Origin of the sequence: Chryseobacterium sp. JM1, from assembly GCF_000737715.1 — a bacterium.
In the GTDB taxonomy this organism is placed as follows: Bacteria; Bacteroidota; Bacteroidia; order Flavobacteriales; family Weeksellaceae; genus Chryseobacterium.
Window position 1 is genome coordinate 85,121 of record NZ_JPRN01000008.1, and the last position, 19,601, is coordinate 104,721.

At 37.9% G+C, this 19,601-nt stretch carries 16 protein-coding genes and 1 pseudogene; 9 read left to right on the plus strand and 8 right to left on the minus strand.

The window, feature by feature from the left end; translation table 11 throughout:
• Positions 1-5 precede the first annotated feature (5 nt).
• From IW22_RS14445 to IW22_RS14455, 3 genes are all read left to right on the plus strand, one after another.
• Entirely contained in the window at positions 6-2,228 is a 2,223-nt protein-coding gene (locus IW22_RS14445) for a glycoside hydrolase family 3 N-terminal domain-containing protein (RefSeq protein WP_034727614.1), read from the plus strand.
• A 94-nt stretch (positions 2,229-2,322) separates the two neighbouring features.
• Positions 2,323-3,132, plus strand: a complete 810-nt coding sequence (locus tag IW22_RS14450; RefSeq protein WP_034727615.1) for a family 16 glycosylhydrolase — start codon at positions 2,323-2,325, stop codon at positions 3,130-3,132.
• A 43-nt stretch (positions 3,133-3,175) separates the two neighbouring features.
• Positions 3,176-4,615, plus strand: coding sequence for a glycoside hydrolase family 30 protein (locus IW22_RS14455; RefSeq protein WP_034727616.1), 1,440 nt, complete (start codon positions 3,176-3,178; stop codon positions 4,613-4,615).
• 53 nt (positions 4,616-4,668) lie between these two features.
• Here IW22_RS14455 and IW22_RS24425 read toward each other — a convergent pair whose 3' ends face one another.
• From IW22_RS24425 to IW22_RS14465, 3 genes are all read right to left on the minus strand, one after another.
• Positions 4,669-4,806, minus strand: a complete 138-nt coding sequence (locus IW22_RS24425; RefSeq protein ID WP_165571893.1) for a hypothetical protein — start codon at positions 4,804-4,806, stop codon at positions 4,669-4,671.
• Positions 4,807-5,266: 460 nt separating this feature from the next.
• Positions 5,267-6,073, minus strand: a complete 807-nt coding sequence (locus IW22_RS14460; RefSeq protein WP_034727618.1) for an enoyl-ACP reductase — start codon at positions 6,071-6,073, stop codon at positions 5,267-5,269.
• A gap of 120 nt (positions 6,074-6,193) precedes the next feature.
• On the minus strand, positions 6,194-6,493 hold the full coding sequence (locus tag IW22_RS14465) for a hypothetical protein (protein WP_034727619.1): 300 nt from the start codon (positions 6,491-6,493) through the stop codon (positions 6,194-6,196).
• 138 nt (positions 6,494-6,631) lie between these two features.
• Here IW22_RS14465 and IW22_RS14470 point away from each other — a divergent pair.
• The 3 genes and pseudogenes from IW22_RS14470 to IW22_RS14480 all read left to right on the plus strand — a co-directional run bounded on the left by IW22_RS14470 (position 6,632) and on the right by IW22_RS14480 (position 9,853).
• Positions 6,632-7,189: pseudogene (locus tag IW22_RS14470) on the plus strand (DNA-3-methyladenine glycosylase I).
• A 268-nt stretch (positions 7,190-7,457) separates the two neighbouring features.
• Complete coding sequence (locus IW22_RS14475; protein WP_034727621.1) at positions 7,458-8,834, plus strand: hypothetical protein; 1,377 nt, start codon at positions 7,458-7,460, stop codon at positions 8,832-8,834.
• A gap of 260 nt (positions 8,835-9,094) precedes the next feature.
• Entirely contained in the window at positions 9,095-9,853 is a 759-nt protein-coding gene (locus IW22_RS14480) for a hypothetical protein (protein WP_034727624.1), read from the plus strand.
• Between the two features lie 20 nt (positions 9,854-9,873).
• Here IW22_RS14480 and IW22_RS14485 read toward each other — a convergent pair whose 3' ends face one another.
• The 4 genes from IW22_RS14485 to IW22_RS14500 form a co-directional block, all read right to left on the minus strand.
• Positions 9,874-10,392 (minus strand): hypothetical protein, encoded by a 519-nt coding sequence (locus IW22_RS14485; protein ID WP_034727626.1) that lies wholly within the window; start codon positions 10,390-10,392, stop codon positions 9,874-9,876.
• 215 nt (positions 10,393-10,607) lie between these two features.
• Entirely contained in the window at positions 10,608-11,147 is a 540-nt protein-coding gene (locus tag IW22_RS14490; protein ID WP_034727629.1) for a hypothetical protein, read from the minus strand.
• Positions 11,148-11,318: 171 nt separating this feature from the next.
• Positions 11,319-12,173 (minus strand): nucleoside phosphorylase, encoded by an 855-nt coding sequence (locus IW22_RS14495; protein ID WP_034727630.1) that lies wholly within the window; start codon positions 12,171-12,173, stop codon positions 11,319-11,321.
• Positions 12,174-12,192: 19 nt separating this feature from the next.
• Positions 12,193-12,654, minus strand: a complete 462-nt coding sequence (locus tag IW22_RS14500) for a hypothetical protein (protein ID WP_034727631.1) — start codon at positions 12,652-12,654, stop codon at positions 12,193-12,195.
• 875 nt (positions 12,655-13,529) lie between these two features.
• Between IW22_RS14500 and IW22_RS14505 the strand changes: the two genes are divergently transcribed.
• From IW22_RS14505 to IW22_RS14515, 3 genes are all read left to right on the plus strand, one after another.
• The gene (locus IW22_RS14505) at positions 13,530-15,359 is read left to right on the plus strand and encodes a cytochrome-c peroxidase (protein WP_034727634.1); all 1,830 of its coding nucleotides are present in this window, start codon (positions 13,530-13,532) and stop codon (positions 15,357-15,359) included.
• A 375-nt stretch (positions 15,360-15,734) separates the two neighbouring features.
• The gene (locus tag IW22_RS14510) at positions 15,735-17,888 is read left to right on the plus strand and encodes an alkaline phosphatase PhoX (RefSeq protein WP_034727637.1); all 2,154 of its coding nucleotides are present in this window, start codon (positions 15,735-15,737) and stop codon (positions 17,886-17,888) included.
• A gap of 54 nt (positions 17,889-17,942) precedes the next feature.
• Positions 17,943-18,842, plus strand: a complete 900-nt coding sequence (locus IW22_RS14515) for a leucine-rich repeat domain-containing protein (RefSeq protein WP_034727639.1) — start codon at positions 17,943-17,945, stop codon at positions 18,840-18,842.
• A gap of 2 nt (positions 18,843-18,844) precedes the next feature.
• Here the strand turns inward: IW22_RS14515 and IW22_RS14520 are convergent, their stop codons facing one another.
• On the minus strand, positions 18,845-19,168 hold the full coding sequence (locus IW22_RS14520; RefSeq protein ID WP_034727641.1) for a translation initiation factor: 324 nt from the start codon (positions 19,166-19,168) through the stop codon (positions 18,845-18,847).
• Positions 19,169-19,601 lie beyond the last annotated feature (433 nt).

The following is a 19,601-nucleotide window of genomic DNA, read 5'->3' on the forward strand; positions in this document are numbered from 1 at the left end:
ATCGTATGAAAAAAGTATATTTCTTACTGGCCTGCTCAGCGCTGGGAATGAATGCTTACGGGCAGAAAACGGTTGATCAGAAAGTGGCTGAGCTGCTTTCTAAAATGACCCTGGAGGAAAAAGTAGGACAGATGGTCCAGTACAGCGGATTCGAATATGCCACCGGACCTCAGAAATCCAATTCTGCAGCCGTTTTGGAAGAAATAAAAAAAGGAAAAGTAGGTTCCATGCTGAACGTAGCCGGAGCAGATGAAACAAGAGCTTTCCAGAAGCTGGCTCAACAATCCAGACTGAAAATTCCTTTACTGTTCGGGCAGGATGTGATTCACGGATACAGGACGACTTTTCCGGTCAACTTAGGTCAGGCAGCAAGCTGGGATCTGGGGATGATAGAAAAATCAGAAAGGATTGCAGCGACAGAAGCCTCGGCATATGGTATCCACTGGACGTTTGCACCCATGGTGGATGTTGCCAGAGATCCGAGATGGGGAAGAGTCATGGAAGGTTCCGGAGAAGATACGTATCTGGGAACCCAGATTGGCTTAGCCCGGATCAAAGGATTTCAGGGGAAAGGTTTGGGAAGTCTTGATGCGCTGATGGCCTGTGCTAAGCATTTCGCAGCTTATGGTGCAGCAGTCGGCGGAAGAGATTACAATTCCGTGGATATGAGTTTAAGACAGCTGCATGAAATCTATTTACCACCATTCAAAGCAGCAGCGAATGCTGGAGTAGCGACATTCATGAATTCATTCAATGATATCAACGGAATTCCTGCCACAGCCAATCAATATATTCAGAGAGAACTGTTAAAAGGAAAGTGGAATTATAAAGGTTTTGTGGTTTCAGACTGGGGAAGTATCGGGGAAATGATACCTCACGGATATGCCAAAGATGCTAACGAAGCAGCTGAAAGAGCCATTCTGGGCGGAAGTGATATGGATATGGAAAGCCGTGTCTATATGACGGAGCTTCCTAAATTGGTCAAGGAAGGAAAAGTAGACGCAAAATGGGTAGATGATGCAGCAGGCAGAATTTTAGCCAAAAAATTCGAGATGGGACTTTTTGACGATCCTTACAGATTCAGCAACGAAAAAAGACAGAAAGAGCAAACTGATAATCAGGAAAACAGAAAGTTCGGAAGAGAATTCGGTTCGAAAAGTATCGTACTTCTTAAAAACCAGGGAAATATTCTTCCGCTTTCAAAAACAGTGAAAACCGTTGCCCTGATCGGACCTTTCGGAAAAGAAACGGTAGCTAATCACGGATTTTGGTCGATTGCATTTAAAGATGACAATCAAAGAATCGTTTCACAGTTTGACGGAATTAAAAATCAACTGGATAAAAATTCAACCTTATTATATGCAAAAGGCTGTAATGTTGATGATCAGGACAGATCTATGTTTGCAGAAGCAATAGAAACTGCGAAAAAAGCAGATGTCGTGATTATGACTTTAGGTGAAGGACACGCCATGAGCGGTGAGGCAAAAAGCAGAAGCAGCATTGGTTTTACAGGAGTTCAGGAAGATCTGCTTAAAGAAATTGCGAAGACCGGAAAGCCAATCGTTTTAATGATCAATGCCGGAAGACCTCTGATCTTCAACTGGGCAGCGGATCATATTCCGGCTATAACCTATAATTGGTGGCTGGGAACGGAAGCAGGAAATTCTATTGCCGATGTTCTGTTCGGAACTGTGAATCCCGGCGGAAAACTTCCAATGAGCTTTCCGAGAACGGAAGGGCAGATTCCTGTTTATTACAATCATTATAATACGGGAAGACCGGCCAAAAACAATACAGACAGAAATTACGTTTCCGCATACATCGATCTTGATAATGATCCTAAATTCCCGTTTGGTTACGGTTTAAGCTATGCGGATTTTAAATATTCGGATATGGTTTTAAGTTCTGCAAACCTTAAGGGAAACCAGACATTAAATATCAGCGTGACGGTTTCCAATACCGGAAAATACGATGGTGAAGAAGTGGTACAGCTTTATATCAGAGATCTTTTCGGAAAAGTCGTAAGACCTGTGAAAGAATTAAAAGGATTCCAAAAGGTGTTCATAAAAAAAGGAGAAAGCCAAAAAGTAGATTTCAAACTGACTCCGGAAGATCTGAAATTCTATGATGATCAATTAAATTTTGACTGGGAAAGCGGCGAATTCGATATCATGATTGGAACAGATTCGCAAAATGTACAGACAAAAAGAATCACTTGGGCAAAATAAAATATTCAATAGAAGCGGGCTTTAGCACGCTTAACTTAACTTAACGCAACAAAAAAGAAAAAGGCTTTAGTCAAAACCTAAATATTGCTGATCAATGAAAATCAAACTCCAACATATCATTCATCTCTGCTTCACTGGACTACTTCTTTTTTCCATTACAAACTGTGTTTCCAACAAAACACATTCCGGAAAAAAACTGATATGGAGTGATGAATTTAACGGAAAAGGTCTTCCGGATTCATTGAAATGGAATTATGATGTAGGAGGAGACGGCTATGGAAATCAGGAAGCTCAGTTTTATACCAAAAACAGACTTGAAAATGCCAGAATGGAAGGCGGAAATCTTATTATTGAAGCCCGGAAAGAAAACTGGGAAAAGAATCAATATACATCCGCGAGGCTTTTAACCAAAGGGAAATTCTCCTTTCAGTATGGAACAGTAGAGATCAGGGCAAAACTTCCCAAAGGACGAGGAACCTGGCCTGCCATCTGGATGATGAGTGAAAAGATGAAGAAATGGCCGGATGATGGTGAACTGGATATTATGGAACATGTGGGGTTCAATCAGGGATCTGTTCATGCCTCGGTCCACACCAAAAAGTATAACCATATTCAGGGGACGCAGAAGACAGATACCTTGGTGATGAAAGATGTAAGTGAAAACTTTCACGTCTATAAAGCAGATTGGACACCGGAAAAGATTGATGTTTATATCGACGGACAGAAGTTTTTCACGTATGAAAATAAAGAGAAGACCTATGAAGCATGGCCTTTTGATCAGCCTTATTTTATGATTTTAAATTTGGCGGTCGGTGGCTTCTGGGGCGGAAAAGAAGGAATTGATGATCGTATTTTTCCGCAAAAATATTATGTAGATTATGTAAGAGTTTATCAAAATAAATAATGAAGCGAGGGCGGTAAAGTCCAAAAACAGAAAGAAAAAGATTATGAAGAAACTAATTGTAAGCTGTTTGGCGGTAGGTGCATTTGTAAATGCCAATGCACAGAACTACTGGAAGAAAAATGCAGGGAAAACAGCGAAAGTGATTTTAACCAATTCCAAAACCAACGAAAAGATGGCGGATAAAGGAACGGTTAAATTTGAAAAATTTGGTCAGCCTAAAGAAACAGATGCCTGTATCTTTGTGGATCCGGATTTTAAATACCAGAAACTGATTGGAATTGGTGGCGCCATTACTGACGCATCTGCCGAAACCTTTTATAAAATGCCGAAGAATAAGCAGAAAGAAATTCTGGAAGCTTACTTTGGAAAAAACGGACTGGGTTATACGGTAGTCCGTACCAACATGAATTCATGCGACTTCTCCAGCGATTCTTATACTTATGTGGAAGACAACGATATGGCTTTAAAGACCTTCAATGTAGCTCATGACGAAAAGTATAAGATCCCGATGATTAAAGAAGCTCAGAAAGCGATCGGGAAAGATTTTATTTTTTATTTCTCTCCATGGAGTCCACCGGCATGGATGAAGTCCAATAAAAGTCTGTACAAAGGAGGAAGACTGGAAAACCAGTATTACCAGACCTGGGCAGATTATTATATTAAATTCATCAAAGAATACGAAAAAAGAGGAATCAATATCTGGGGACTTACGGTACAGAATGAGCCGATGGCTACCCAAAGCTGGGAGTCATGTATCTATTCTGCGGAAGAAGAAGGTGAATTCCTTAAAAATAATTTAGGACCAACACTTTGGAAAAATGGTTACAAAGACAAAAAAGTAATGATCTGGGATCACAACAGAGATTTAATTTACCAAAGAGCAACGACGACTTTAAGCGATCCTGAAACTTCAAAGTATGCCCACGGAATCGGGTACCACTGGTATGAAACCTGGAACAACAAAACACAGCTTTTTGATAACTTAGCAGAAACACAGAGAGCTTTTCCTGATAAATTTCTTGCGTTTACAGAAGGATGTAAGGAACAGTTCAAGATGTCCGGAATTTATGATGTTAGTCTGGGAGAATTGTATGGAAAAAATATGCTTAATGATTTCAACAAAGGAACCGCTTTATGGACCGACTGGAATGTATTGCTGGATGAAACCGGAGGACCCAACCACGTAGGAAACTTCTGTTTTGCACCGATCATCGCAGATACAAAGACCGGAGAAGTACATTATACTTATGAATATTATTATGTAGGTCATGTATCAAAATATATTAAGCCCAATGCTCAGCGAATCGGAAGTTCATCAAACAGAGCGGCGCTTACGTCTACCACTTTCATGAATGAAAACGGCCAACTGGTCACCGTGATTATGAATGATTCCGAAAATGATATTGAAACCAACCTTTGGATCGAAGGAATGTCGGCTAAATTATCCGCACCGGCACACTCAATCCAGACGGTTATTTTATAGATTTAATTGGCTGGAAGCTGGGAGAGGGAGGATGGAAGTTACTGTTGGGCAGATTATTTCTGCAGGTCATCATTAAATGTGATGATGTAGCCCTTAGAATAGTAATAAAATTGTATTGCATTTGTTTTTTCGGAGTCAGTAACTTCCATCTTCCAGCCTCCGACTTCCTTACTAAAGATTAACTTCTTCATATCAACATTATTTTAAACAGAACCGGCGGCCTCAAAGAGGCCGCCGGTTTATTTATAGCTATATTCAGATCAGTTATTCACCATATCTGTGGGTTACCTTATTAGTAAGAAACCTTCATTGTGGTAAAGATTCTACTAATAAAACTTCCAGATACCACTGGCCTAGGAAGCTGTAGCGTTAAGAAAATTAAAACATGATCCGTTAAAAAATTCCCACTGTCTGAGTGCGGACGAAATATTGATCCGAAGCAGTAATGATTAATCCGCATGAGTTTGGGAATTTTAGGAGCAAGTTTTAATTTTTAGCGGAAGATTCCAGCCTTGAATTTTTGGTTCATTTTGTTTCAAGACAAAAGAACAATCTGAAAAAAAAATAAACTTCTTCATATCAACATTATTTTAAACAGAACCGGCGGCCTCAAAGAGGCCGCCGGTTTATTTATAGCTATATTCAGATCAGTTATTCACCATATCTGTCGATTACCTTCTGAGTAACTCCTGTATTGCTGAAACCTCCGTCGTGGAAAAGATTCTGCATGGTTACTTTTTGAGTAAGATCAGAGAATAGGGTTACGCAATAGTTGGCACAGTCAAGAGCTGTAGCATTTCCTAGTGGAGACATTTCTTCAGCAAAGCCTAAGAAACCACCGAAACCTTTCACTCCACTTCCTGCTGTAGTAGGAGTAGGAGATTGGGAAATAGTATTGACACGTACTTTTCTTTCACCCCAATAGTATCCGAATGTTCTTGCGATGCTTTCTAAATATGATTTATTGTCAGACATATCATTGTAATCAGGGAATGTTCTCTGAGCAGCAATATATGTAAGTGCTAAAATGCTTCCCCACTCATTCATGCAGTTTTTTTCGTAAGCCACACGCATTACTTTATGGAAAGAAACGGATGAAATATCCCAGCCTTTTTCTAACCAGTCGTAGTTCATTTCAGTATAATGCTTTCCTTTTCTTACATTTACGGACATGCCTATTGAATGAAGGATAAAATCTATTTTACCAAATTTGGCAATAGCCGCATCAAAAAGTTTTTCAAGATCTTCTATAGAAGTAGCATCTGCAGCGATCACCTCAGAACCTGTTTTTTCTGCTAAACCATTAAGTTCTCCCATTCTCAAAGCAATCGGAGCATTGGACAGGATAAATTCAGCACCTTCTTCATGACATCTTTCTGCAACTTTCCACGCGATAGATTGCTCATTAAGGGCTCCAAAAATAATTCCCTTTTTGCCTTTAAGTAGACCGTATGACATAATTTTTTAATGTTTATTTAAATACAAATGTAGCAATAATTTGTGTTTGCGACATAATAAAAATGGAGCCTTATTAATTTAAGACTCCATTTTTTTGAAAATATTTATATGACTGAAATTTTAATTCGTTTTCTTATTCCATTCTGCTTTTACATCTTCCGCTGCATCTTTTGTTTTTTCCCATGCATCATTGGCTTTATCTTTAATATCATCCCATGTATCAGAAAAATTATTTTTCACCTTATCTAGCCAGTCCTCCTGAGTAGCTTCCTGATCGCTGTTTCTTTTTTCATTGATATAATCCTTTGCTTTATCTGCAAGATCTTCAATTTTCCATTTTGCATTGTCTGCTGCATTCTTTAAAGAATTTTCTGTGTTGTTTACTGCATCTTCCGCTTTGTTGTATTCTGAATTGTTCATAATATGTAATATTTTATTGTTGTGTACCAGTAATTAAACAAGAACCATTCCTAAAAACCGCGGTCACTGTTAAAATTTTCTTAATCTTTTGTTATACTTTTCTAAATCAGTCATAACTTTAATTAAAATTGAACGACTATGGAAAAAATACGTTGCGGCTGGTGCGAAAAAGATGATCTCTACCGAAGATACCACGATGAAGAGTGGGGAAGAGCTGTATATGATGATGAAACTATTTTTGAGTTTCTCATCCTTGAAAGTTTTCAGGCAGGATTGAGCTGGTATACCATTCTTTCTAAAAGGGAAAATTTCAGGAAAGCTTTTGATTATTTTGATTACAAAAAAATCGCTCTTTATAATAACGAGAAGATTGAATAGCTTATGAACGACTCCGGAATTATAAGAAACAGGCTTAAAATTAAGGCTACACTAACCAATGCGCAGAAGTTTCAGGAGGTGCAGAAAGAATTTGGAAGTTTTTCAGCGTACATCTGGGGCTTTGTAGAAGAAAAACCAATGGATCATCAACCTCAGGCTTTATCCGATGTTCCGGCTACGACAGAAATTTCCGATCTTCTCGCAAAAGATCTCAAGAAAAGAGGTTTCAAATTTATGGGATCTACCGTGGTTTATGCTCATATGCAGGCAACCGGAATGGTTAATGATCATATAGCAAGTTGTTTCACTAGAAAGTAATGAATTCTATTTTATTCATTTTTTAGTGATATTTTTTATAAATACTATAATTAAATGTCTTAAAATTAAAATGTTAAAAGCTGCTTAATGACTATAGAAAGGGAATTAATGTTGAGTTAATATTGGAAAATGTTTCATTTAAAAGTGATTAAAGGATGGTTTACTCACTAATAAGTGTATTTATTATGGATTTAATAAAAAATATGACGTTTTGTTAAAAATTTGTATATTTGCACCCTCGAAAAATAAACGATCAGTAATAACCGTGATGCAAAACAAATTTAAACTTCAGCTCATTTCTCTTTTTTCATTCTTTACAATTTTAATTCACGCACAGGTGGGGATTGGAACTCCTAATCCGGATCCTTCAGCCATGCTACAGATCAATTCTAAGAATAAAGGAATGTTGCTTCCAAGTGTTGCCCTTGCATCATCAACAGATCAGGCGACCATTCCAAATCCTGCTGAAGGACTGATTGTCTGGAACAATGGATCAGGAAACCTTGCCGATACCGGATTCTATTACTGGAGTAAATCCAAATGGAATATGCTTTCTACAAATACAGGAAATGGCGGAAACGGAACCAGCGGTGGTGTTACTCCATTAGCCGTTTGGAACAACTCAGCGACCAACAGTGGAAACTCCGGTGGAGTGAATACGAATCTATCTTTAGGAACCAATACCTCAGATGATCTTGTCTTTAAAGTAAATTCAACAGCAGTAGGAAGATTGGGTGTCAATAACTCTATAAGTTTCGGAACAGCAGCCAATGCGGCACAAAACGGTATTGCGCTGGGGAATTCCAGCAGTGCTTACCAGGGAATCGCCATCGGAACCAACACTTCAGTGACTGCTAATGAATCTGTGGCATTGGGAGCGAATTCTAAAATTTCAGGATATCAGTCAACGGCGGTAGGATATAATGCCAAGGTAACTGTAAACGAGGCTACAGCAGTAGGAAACAATGCTGACGCATCAGGTTTTCAGTCGATTGCAGTAGGATATAATGCTAAAACAACCACCAACGATGCAACGGCTTTAGGGAAAAATTCTACAGCATCCGGTTTTCAGTCGACAGCGGTAGGTTACAATGCTAAAACCACTTCCAACAGTGAAACTGCGGTAGGATATAATACAGTAACCAATAATCAGAATTCAACAGCAGTAGGATCAGGAGCCAATGCTTTGGGGCAGTTTTCCACAGCGGTAGGTTATGGAGCTGTCACTTCACAGGCTAATGCCATCATTATAGGAAATAATAACGCTAATGTAGGAATTGGTACAGGAACACCGAATACTTCTGCTAAATTGGACATCAACGGCCAATATAAATTCGGTGAAAAGGGAAGTGTACAGAAAAACCAGATCAGCTTTGAAGCGTGGCCATCGGTTTCTGTGAATAATTTAGCTCAGGGAAAATCTGTCACTTTGGAAATTCCTATTCCTTCCAATATGCAGCCCAGTTCTACAAGAGCCGCGATTGTCGTTTCTCCTGCAGGAGATTTTGCGGGCAATACTTCTTTCTCTATTTCAAACCCAAGAATGACCTCTACATCAAGTGTGATTATCAATCTGACTAATATCTCCGGAAATGCGGAAAGCTTATATTCGGGACATTTTTATGTGATGATCAATGAGTTCTAATAGGTCAATTGTGAATTTTGCTTCGCAAGTGAATGGGGAATGGTAGATTGAAGAACCAAGAACCAAGATGCAAGACATCAGATGTCAGATATTTCCTAATCCCTAATCCCTAATCCCTAATCCCTGCTCTCTAAACTCTAATCCCTTTAAATAAATCATTGTAGGCATCATAAATTGATTTAATTTTGTGGGTGATCTGTCCGGTTCTATTTAAATGTAGAAGAAAAGGTTTGGATCATTAATGCAGATTCTTGAAATGTATGAAGAAAATAGGAATTATAGGCTTTGGCTGGCTGGGATCCAGAATTGCTGATTCAATGTCGGGCAAATACCGGATGTATACAACGGCAACGACAAATGATAAAGTGGCTGAGCTGTCTTCCAAAGGATTTAATGCCACTCTCGCCAGCTTCCCTGATTTTCAGTTGGAGGAAAAAATCACACAGTGGAATGAAATCAAAGACATAGATGTCGTTATCATCACGATTCCGCTTTCCGGAAAAAGCTGTTGTGCAAGTTCTTTGTATAACAGAATTCAACATTTATTATCGTTTATCGGTGATTTTCAGGGGCAGATGTTTGTGATGAGCTCTACCGGCGTATATCCGGATATTCCGGGGGAATATACCGAAGAAAGCCTTTCTTCAGATCAGGTTCAGGGAGAAAGAATGATTAAAAGCGCCTATCCGCAGGTTAATATTTTGAGATTGGCTGGATTGATGGGAGATAACCGTCTCTTAAAAAACTATACGATTTCAAACCTGGAAGCTCCAGTAAACCACATTCATTTTGAAGATATCTGCAATGTGATTGAAGTCATGATTGAAAAGGGATCAGAAGGAAAACTGTACAATGTGGCAGCACCACAGCACCCGTCAAAAGCTCAGGTAATCAATGCTCAGAAAAATCTGTCACCTGCTGAAGAAATGATCAGTGAGGGGAAAATAATCTTATCTTCAAAACTGATCTCAGAGCTGGATTTTGTATTTAAGCATCTCGATCCGAGAGCGTTTCATTAAGGTTTATAAATAGTGAAGTTTTATTTGGTCTGCTGAATGGAATATATCCTGTTAGCATGAAAATAAGAATAAAATAAATCAGTATTGGCCAGCCAGTCAAAAGTAAGCCCAAATTTTTTCTTGGATTCCGGAACATTCTCTTTGTTGCTTTTTGATCGCTCACTTTCATCAAATACGATACTGTTTTTGATGATTCTGCCTTCTGTTACGTGCATGAAATAATAATCAACCGGAATATCTGCCCACTCAGAATGATGCTCAATAATGAAATTTTCAATCTGATGGTCTTTTATTATTTTGAAAATATCCAGGTCACAATGGTCATTATCACGGTCATAGGTGTAATTTTCAAAATTATCCTTAGATTCTAAGTGCAGGATATAATCACTTAAGAGTTCAAAATCTTTTGCTTCACCCAACCCAAGATCATAGCAGGTATTGAAAGGAATAAAAGTAAAGCCGCGCACTTTAAAGTGAACAACATCATTGTTCAGCTTAATATCTTTATCTGTTATAAGGCATGTAATGTCCTGACCCATGATATATTTTGTTTAATAATTTTTTCCAGTAAGCAGTCGATAATATTTTCTCAGACGAATGTGATCTGTAAAGAATTCATTGAGCTAATTCTTGTGACAAAATAGTCTTAAAATAAACCTTATAGGTTTTTAAAACCTATAAGGTTTGAGTTCAAGAAGCTGGTTAATCTGTGAAGGATTCTCCATGTCTTCTTTTCGTAATAACGAAATTTCTATTATTTTAAATATTCTTTTTTTGAGCAATCGTAAGAATAGAATTTCTCCTGAGATAACCAATCGAAATCGAGGCCCAGTTCTTCTCTGTACTTTTGAGCATCAGCATATCTTATTTGTGGATTTTCATCGTCAAACAGGGAAGAATCTGCTGAAATAATTTCACCATTCTTTACATACATAAAAGAATATTCAAAAGATCTCAGGTAGCCTTTTTCACGTAATGATTCAAAAGGGGTGTATTCCCATTCGTAATAGTCTTCAATGATAAAATGATCAATCCTGTAATTTTGAATTAACTTCATCAAATGAGCTTCCGGTTCATCGTCTTCATCAAAGACAGCTTCTTTAAAATTGTCCTGAAGTTTTATGTGTTCGAAATAATCCTTCAGAAATCTAAAGTTTTGAGAGTCTTTAATGAATCTGTCAATAAGTGAAAAATCAACAGGGATGAAAGTAAGTTCATTTATTTTAAAATGAACAATACTTTTATGGAGGTTAATTTCCTGTGGAGTTATGATACAAAGGATTTGTTGAGGCATTTTACGTAATAATTCTGTCCGGTACAAATATCAATAATGTTTTCTCAAGCATGATGATCAGCAGAGAATTCATTGAGATCATTCCTACACCAAAGTGGTCTTTAAAATTAAACCTTATAGGTTTTTAAAGCCTATAAGGTTTGAACTCCAGGTCTGAGGACCTAAAATGTTTTATTTAATGATTCTTTCCAATACCCAATCAATAAGGTTTTTCTCAGAAGCATGGTGATCTGCAGAGAATTCTCCACGTCTTCTGTTTGCAATAACGTTATTCACGGTAATGGCTTTGTGGCCTAATAATTTTGAAAGGGCGTAGATCGCTGAGGTTTCCATTTCAAAGTTGGTTACGCCGAGATCATTCAATGTTTCTAAGAACTTATCGTCAAGTGCCTTTAAACGAAGCTGTCTCCCTTGTGGAGCATAGAATCCCGGGAAAGTAGCCGTATTACCGTGGTATTTGGCATCTTTGTAATAGGCTCCCATTTCCTCTGCCCAATCTGCGAAATAAAGCATCGGTTTGATTTTTTCATACGGGAATTTTTCTGTAAAGTTTTTAGAAAATTCATTCTCAAAGCTGTAATCCTGGTAGAAATGCATCAGTCCGTCCAGACCTACCACATTCTGGGTAACCAGCATATTATCTACCTGTACATCAGGGTTTACACTTCCACACGTCCCCATACGGAAAAGCTCAAGGGATTTGTGCTCAGTTTTGAATTCTTTGTTCTGAAGATCAATATTCACCAAAGCATCAAGCTCATTCATCACGATATCGATGTTTTCAGTTCCGATACCTGTAGACATTACGGTAATTCTTTCTCCACGCAAAGTTCCGGTGTGGGTATAGAATTCTCTTTTATTTTTTTTGATCTCTACTTTGTCAAAATATTTTGAAACTTTTGCTACTCTGTCCGGATCTCCCACAAGGATGATCTTATCAGCAATATCTTCAGGCAAAAGATTTAAGTGGTATACACTTCCGTCATCATTCAGCACCAGCTCTGAGGCAGCAAGTTTGTTTAGCATAATTTATATTTTTTTGTTTTTAATTAATGAAAATAGCGTCTTTATAAGGAGATCCGGCAAGGTCATAGATCGTATCATATTCCTCTACGATTCTTTTCTGTCCTTGAAATATTTCATAGACGGTGATAATGGTTTTTTCAAAATTGTTAGGATCTTTTCGCTGAGAAGTGATCTCGTAGAACTTATCTCCTTTTTTCATGACAGAGACCATTTCTTCTTTAGTAGAATTGTTGGAAGTCATCATTCCCGGAAAATCCATCACAATGTCTTTAAGGTCAGTATAATTTTTATAAGGTTTTGTCACTCCGTTTGAATATACATAAACGTTAGGGACCGGTTTATCTTCTTCCAGACGGATCAGATAATAGTCGTTCCCTTTTTTCTCTGCATAAACGGCCATTTCTTTGTTTTTCTTTTTCTGTGAAAAGGCAAGAACTGAAAGGAAACTCGCCGCTACAGCGAATAGTAATTTTGTTTTCATAATAATATTTTGTTTTTAATCTGCTGAAATGATGTTAAAAAAATCCTCGCCCAATATCTTTCGTCATCATTTTTTAAACCCGGCTTGAAGAAGTCATCCGTTCTTAAGTATAATGAATTTGATTTCGGGGTTTAAAATTAATAAAAATATTTCTATAAGAAACTGCTGTTTGTAGATTTTTACGCTTTTGAAATAGCTTTGTCAAATTGTAAATTAACCTGAATTTGGGATAAGACATTTGTTTTAGATCTTAGACATCAGATTTCAGAATGAGAGATTTGAGACTTTTTTCCGGAGATTTTAGCAGCTCATGGCATTTCGGAATGTAAGTTTTGTTATTCAAATCAGGAACTGCTTTTACACATCCATATAGTGGATTAATTTCAAAATGTGAGCTAGAGAATTTTTTACGCAAAGTTTGATTTTTATAATGTGAAATTTTAATGCTGCAAAGGGAGAATCAATTTCATTGATTCGATGAAGCGACCTTCTTTATCCATATAGCTTCATCAGCGACGCAGTCGAACTCTTTGCCTTCCTCAAAACTAAGCACTTTTTAAAATAATCTTTGCATGAAAATAAGCATGATATATTTTCACGTAAAGAAATGGATTCGATGAAGTGAATATTGTACACATATAACTTCATCAGCGAGGCAGCCGGACCTTTTGCTTCCCTGAAAATCTCCAACAGATTACGCTGATTACACACAAATTTATTTCCTTATTATATTCGTGTTATTTGTGAACTTATTCTTGAAATTAGTGTTTAAAAACGCTTTGTTTTTTCAGTCCTTGTGGTAAAACGTAAACATTTTTTAATCTGCCGTTAAACTTGCCATAACATCGGAACGGTACTTTTGCCGCTAAAAATTCATGAGATTGTATCCGCTGCTAGCTGTGATTGTGTTGATAGGTTTTGCTGTCATGTCTTTTAACCCGGTTGACAAGGGAGAAAAAAGTGAAAATACCTTTGTCAATAAAGGGCTGTCAGATTTTAAAAACAGGCTTGATCAGCTTAAATCAGATGTATACAAATTCTCTGATGACCAGATTTCCATTGAAGAACTCAGGAATTCTTTAAGCGCTACAAGAAATTCATTTAAAGAAGTAGAGTTTTATATCGCTTATCATTATCCGGAATTTACAAAAACACACCTCAATGCCGCTCCGCTTTTTCATATTGAAGCTGCAGGGACTTCAGCCTATACATTGCCACCGGAAGGACTTCAGGTGCTGGATGAACTGATCTTTTCCGATGAAGCCGGAGACGAAAAAGAAAAGATAAAAACCATTACAGACTTTCTATACAACTCATATTCCAGCTTTTATCTGAGCACGGTAAAGAACGGTTTAAGTCGTGGAAACAACAAAACATTACCGTTAAGAATCGAATTGATCAGAATTTACACCCTTGGCGTAACAGGTTTTGATACGCCCGGTTCCCTGAATATCTCTGAAGAAGCCAGCCATGCTCTGACAGGAATTAAAAAATACATCAACGACGATGCTTATTTTAAAAACTATGATGTTCAGAAAGCCAATCAGGTTCTTACCGAAGGAATTAGTTATCTGTCAATAAACAAAGATTTTGAAGATTTCGACCGGATTGAATTTTACAAAAAATATATTCAGCCGCTTTATGAAGAGTTTGGAAAATGGGACGGAAGAGCAGATGATCTCAAAGAATTTTCCGGATGGAATGTAAAGAGCAAAAACCTTTTCAGCAGCGATTTTCTGGACCCGTATTTCTACACATTGCTTCAGTCTTCAGAAGATAATGTAGATCTCCGTAGCTTAGGGAAATCTATTTTCTATGACCAGAATTTAAGTCAAAACGGTAAAATGAGTTGCGCCGCCTGTCATTTGCAGGAAAATGCTTTTACAGATCTTAAAGAGAAATCACCGAGTAATGTAGAAGGAAAGACGGTATTAAGAAATTCTCCGTCTCTGTACAATGCCGTTTTTGCGAAAAGGTTTTTCTACGACCTTCGTGCATTTTACCTGGAGCAACAGGCGGAACACGTGATTTACAACGATGATGAATTCAATACGAGCTACGAAGACATTATTAAAAAGTTAAAAACAAAACCTGAGTATAAAAAAGCTTTTCGTTCAGCTTTTAAAGACGGTAAAATAAATAAAGAGAATTTTTCCAAAGCATTAAGTTCTTACGCTGCTTCTCTGCATTCTTTTGACAGCGATTTTGATCGTTTTATGAGAAATGAAAAAGACGTTTCAGATGATGTCAAAAAAGGCTATAACCTGTTTATGGGAAAAGCCAATTGCGCTACCTGTCACTTTGCACCGCATTTTTCAGGTCTAGTGCCTCCTTTCTTTAACGAAAATGAATCTGAAGTTTTAGGGGTAACCACAAAACCTGTCAATCAGCTTCCTATTGAATTGGATTCTGATCTGGGGAGAGGAAACAGTCCTGTAAAAAAAGAAAAATCATGGATCTATGATTATTCCTTCAAAACGGTTACCGTAAGAAATATCGCGCTTACAAAACCATATTTTCACAATGGTGCTTTCAACACACTGGAAGAAGTAATGGATTTCTACAACGAAGGTGGAGGTGAAGGTCTCGGCTTAAAAATGAAAAACCAGACACTGCCACCGGATAAACTGGATCTTACAAAAACGGAAATTAAACAGGTCATCGCATTCCTGAATTCTCTGACGGATATTAGCAAAGCTAAGTGATTTTTGGAAGTCTTAGAGTAGGAGAGTTTGAGTGTCTGAGAGTCTGAGAGTGGTAGGGTTTGAGTGTCTGAGAGGTTTAGAGTATGATCGTCAATAATGGATAAGGTTTTAACGATAAATATAAATTGTGTCATAGATTTAATACTTCCGGTCAAATAATTTTCATCATAATTTATTAAAACCTTTGTAGTCCACAAACTCTCCGACACTCAAACACTCTGACGCTCCAACTCAAAGGCGTTATTTAACAATTATTTAATTCCCTTAACATTGGGTTCCGAATTAATTAATATTCCCCGATCTATATTTAAAGTCCTATTAACAGAGGTTCAGCGCCAAAAAAATAGTTTTGCAAGGTCTAATAAATCATAAGAAATGAAGAAAAAATTACTTACAATTGCGGCATTGGCTATGGTCGCTGGCTTTAGCGTAGAGGCACAGACGTTTTTATTCAATAAGAACTCTTCCTGGAGCTACAAAGATAACAACCAGGCTTTGGCAGATCCGTGGAAAGACCAGACTTTTGATGTCTCAGCATGGGCTACAGGAAACGGACCTTTAGGATATGGAGATCCGGTAACCACTACGATCAGCTCTGGTCTTACAGCGGCTTATTTTGCTAAAGATTTCACAGTGGATTTAGCAACGCTTTCAGACAATATGGAACTGGGCGTGATGAGAGATGACGGAATCGTTGTGTATCTGAATGGAGTAGAAGTAGTAAGAGACAATATGCCAGCGGGGACTATTGCTTTCAATACCCCTTCTGTTACAACAATAGATGGGGCGGCAGAAAGTGTTTATAACATTTTCTCTATTCCGAAATCTAAATTTATAAACGGAACCAACAGGATTTCCGTAGAACTTCACAACAGAACGGGAACCAGCTCAGATCTTAGAATTGATGCTTATTTAAAAACAACAGCTACTGTAACGCCTCCTCCGGCATGTACAGGAACGCATATCAGCTGTTTTACTTCTATTGTTCCTACAGCACAGACCAATAAACTAATCATTCCGGCAGAACATAAATACCAGCTTATCCTGAAAGAAGGTGATAATTACACAGAAGGAGGTGGAATGGTAGGCGGTCAGAATGACTTTACAGGTTATGTGGCCAAAACAGGAAGCAGCACCAACGGATATCTTTCCGTCAACCACGAAACGAATCCTGGAGGAGTAACGATGGCTGAAATTAATTACAATGCCTCTACAAAACTTTGGCAGCTGACCAGATCAAGAGCGGTAAGCTTCTCAGATCCAAGTTTGGTTCAGACGATCAGAAACTGTTCAGGTGGCGTTACACCTTGGGGAACTATTGTTACGGCAGAAGAATCTGTGACTTCCAATGATGTAAACAGTGATGGTTACAAAGATTACGGATGGTTAGTGGAAATCGATCCGGCTACGGCTCAGGTTGTTTCTAAAAATACAGACGGATCCAAAGGAAAACTTTGGCAGATGGGAATTATGAACCACGAGAATGTTGTGGTAAATAATGCAGGAACTACAGCGTATTACGGAGAAGATGGCGGTACACACATGGTGTATAAATATATAATGGATACGCCGAACAACCTTGCTTCAGGAAATCTTTATGTATTAAAATTAGATCAGGGATTAAGCGCTTCAGGAGATCCGGTAGGAACTACAGCGACATGGATTCAGGTTCCTAATAAAATAAAAGCAGATCAGAATAACACGACATCTCTTGCCCAGACGTTAGGCGGAACGAGATTCAACGGAGTGGAAGATGTAGACATCAGCCCATTGGATGGAAAAATCTACTTTACGGCAAAAGGTTTGGATAAAGTATACCGTCTTCAGGATAACGGAACTACGGCTTCTCAGGTAGAAACTTTTGTAGGAGGTGCTTCTACAACGTATTCTTTCAACACGCCACAGGGAATGAAAACCGAAGCTTGGGGTGATGGAAATGATAACCTGACGTTTGACGAACTTGGAAACCTTTGGGTTCTTCAGGATGGTGGGAAAAATTACATCTGGGTGATTGCTCCAGATCATACACAGGCTAATCCTAAAGTCAGACTGTTCGCTTCAATGCCGGCAGGTTCTGAGCCAACAGGATTGACATTTACCCCTGATCACAAATTTGGTTTCTTCTCTATCCAGCATCCGGATTCTACGATTTCTACAGATATCGATGCTACAGGAAACACAATTGACTACAGAGGAAAATCAGCTACGATTGTTGTTGCTTTAAAACAAAACTTAGGAACAGCAGGGTCATTGGGAACCATTGAAAACCATAATGCAGAAACTACTGTTGAGGTAGCTCCGAATCCTACTTCAGGAATGGTTAAGATCAATTCACCAAAAGGATTGAAAGACATTTCTGTAACAGCATACAGCCTGGATGGAAAAATCGTTTACACGAAGAAATTCAGCGGACTGAACAGATCATTAGATCTGGACTTTACCCATCAGCTTGAAGGATCCCGTATTTTGGTTCTGAGTATCGAAGCAGAAGGAGGTTTCCAGAAAACTGTGAAATTAGTAAAAAAGTAAATTATTAATACTCATTTCGGGCGGCGGCTCCGCCGCCGCCCGAAATTTATCTCTATGAAAAAGCTTGTACTATTGATTTCCGTACTCTCAATCTGTCTCGCTAAGGCACAGATCGATCCTGTAAAATATCCTACGTTTACCAATATCGACGAGGCTTTAAGCAGTAAAAAGACTGTTTACAGCATGAGTTTCCGGGAAAAAGGATTGTTTAACCTTCCTCCGCAGATCTCGAAACTGAACTCCCTGTTCTTTCTGAATATCATGGGAAATAAGCTTGAGAAAATGGATCAGGAGATCTTTGCTTTAAGTGAACTGGAGATTTTAAATGTGAATGAAAACAGTATTAAATATATTCCTGATGAAATAGGAAACCTGAAAAAGCTGAATACATTCTCCATGAATCTCAATAGCCTGACAAGCATCAATCCCAATGTAGCAAAGCTTCAAAACTTAAAAGCAGTGCATTTTGATGCCAATAACCTCAATGTTTTTCCCGAAGCATTGATGGAAATTCCTGCTTTGGAAGAAATTAACCTTCAGGGAAACCAGATCAGCAGCATCGCTGACCGTTTATACAGAATTAAAAATCTGAAATTTCTGAATTTATCCGAAAACCAGATTAATGACCTGGGAAACTTGTCTTTTCCTAAACATTTAAAATACCTGGAGCTGCAGCAGAATGCTATTGTAAAGCTGCCGGAAAACCTCTTCAAGGCTCAGAATCTTGAATTTTTGAATGCAAGTGACAATCATATCACAGAAATATCCCCTGGAATAAAGGGACTGAAAAATATAACCAGTATGAATCTGGCCAATAATAATCTGAAAGACATTCCTGTAGAAATAGCCAGGCTGAAAAAGCTTAAAACCCTTATTCTTAAAGGAAACCCTATAGAAAAAGCAAAGATTGAACGGTTAAAAAGCCTGATGCCGGAAACCCAGATCTATTTCTAGATCTATCCGCCGACTCTTTTGGTTTTATATCCCATTTCTTTAAGGATATCCATGATCTTATCACGATTATCGCCCTGAATAATAATCGTTCCGTCTTTTTCTGAACCGCCTATTCCCAAGGTGGTTTTTATTTTTTTTGAGATTTTCTTTAAATCTTCCTCACTGCCTTCCCAACCTTCAACAATTGTTACAGGCTTACCGTTTCTGCCTTTCTTCTCAAATTTGCACACCAAAGGTTCATGCTGCTTAAATTCTTCTTTAGGCATTTCAAAATCCTTCTCCTCATGCTCAGGAAAAAGGTTCTTTAACTGATCTCGTAAATCCATAAAGCAAAATTAAATGTTTAAACACAAATATCACAAATAATTTTTCACAAATAGCACTACTCATTCACATGAACAACCTCAATCATGCGTGAAAATCTACGAAATGCGAGGTTAAAAAAAAATAAAAACAATACTTAGCTCTGGTATTACAAATGATTCCACAAACAACCACGATCATTCACATCAAATAAAACCCATTCATTTGTGAAAATCTGTACAGTCTGAGGTTAAAAAAAACAGAACTTAGTTACAGCTCTACAAATAATTTCCACAAATAACCACAATCATTCAAACCAAATAAAATTTAAAAATCTGCCCCATCAGCGAAATCCGCGCGAGATCAAAAAAGCAAATTATTCGTAGATTCTTTACTAATAATATGTACCATTTTTACCAGAATGTTTTTAAAATAAACCTCTCAAATTCTTCCATT

What these genes read in the sequence shown, in the direction of transcription:
- IW22_RS14460 (WP_034727618.1), bottom strand. Translation starts at nt 6,073, where the DNA reads ATGTCATACGGTCTACTTAAAGGCAAAAAGGGAATTATTTTTGGAGCC.
- IW22_RS14475 (WP_034727621.1), top strand. Translation starts at nt 7,458, where the DNA reads ATGCAAAACAAATTTAAACTTCAGCTCATTTCTCTTTTTTCATTCTTT.
- IW22_RS14485 (WP_034727626.1), bottom strand. Translation starts at nt 10,392, where the DNA reads ATGGGTCAGGACATTACATGCCTTATAACAGATAAAGATATTAAGCTG.
- IW22_RS14450 (WP_034727615.1), top strand. Translation starts at nt 2,323, where the DNA reads ATGAAAATCAAACTCCAACATATCATTCATCTCTGCTTCACTGGACTA.
- IW22_RS14520 (WP_034727641.1), bottom strand. Translation starts at nt 19,168, where the DNA reads ATGGATTTACGAGATCAGTTAAAGAACCTTTTTCCTGAGCATGAGGAG.
- IW22_RS14510 (WP_034727637.1), top strand. Translation starts at nt 15,735, where the DNA reads ATGAAGAAAAAATTACTTACAATTGCGGCATTGGCTATGGTCGCTGGC.
- IW22_RS14465 (WP_034727619.1), bottom strand. Translation starts at nt 6,493, where the DNA reads ATGAACAATTCAGAATACAACAAAGCGGAAGATGCAGTAAACAACACA.
- IW22_RS14490 (WP_034727629.1), bottom strand. Translation starts at nt 11,147, where the DNA reads ATGCCTCAACAAATCCTTTGTATCATAACTCCACAGGAAATTAACCTC.
- IW22_RS14480 (WP_034727624.1), top strand. Translation starts at nt 9,095, where the DNA reads ATGAAGAAAATAGGAATTATAGGCTTTGGCTGGCTGGGATCCAGAATT.
- IW22_RS14445 (WP_034727614.1), top strand. Translation starts at nt 6, where the DNA reads ATGAAAAAAGTATATTTCTTACTGGCCTGCTCAGCGCTGGGAATGAAT.
- IW22_RS14515 (WP_034727639.1), top strand. Translation starts at nt 17,943, where the DNA reads ATGAAAAAGCTTGTACTATTGATTTCCGTACTCTCAATCTGTCTCGCT.
- IW22_RS24425 (WP_165571893.1), bottom strand. Translation starts at nt 4,806, where the DNA reads ATGAAGAAGTTAATCTTTAGTAAGGAAGTCGGAGGCTGGAAGATGGAA.
- IW22_RS14500 (WP_034727631.1), bottom strand. Translation starts at nt 12,654, where the DNA reads ATGAAAACAAAATTACTATTCGCTGTAGCGGCGAGTTTCCTTTCAGTT.
- IW22_RS14505 (WP_034727634.1), top strand. Translation starts at nt 13,530, where the DNA reads ATGAGATTGTATCCGCTGCTAGCTGTGATTGTGTTGATAGGTTTTGCT.
- IW22_RS14455 (WP_034727616.1), top strand. Translation starts at nt 3,176, where the DNA reads ATGAAGAAACTAATTGTAAGCTGTTTGGCGGTAGGTGCATTTGTAAAT.
- IW22_RS14495 (WP_034727630.1), bottom strand. Translation starts at nt 12,173, where the DNA reads ATGCTAAACAAACTTGCTGCCTCAGAGCTGGTGCTGAATGATGACGGA.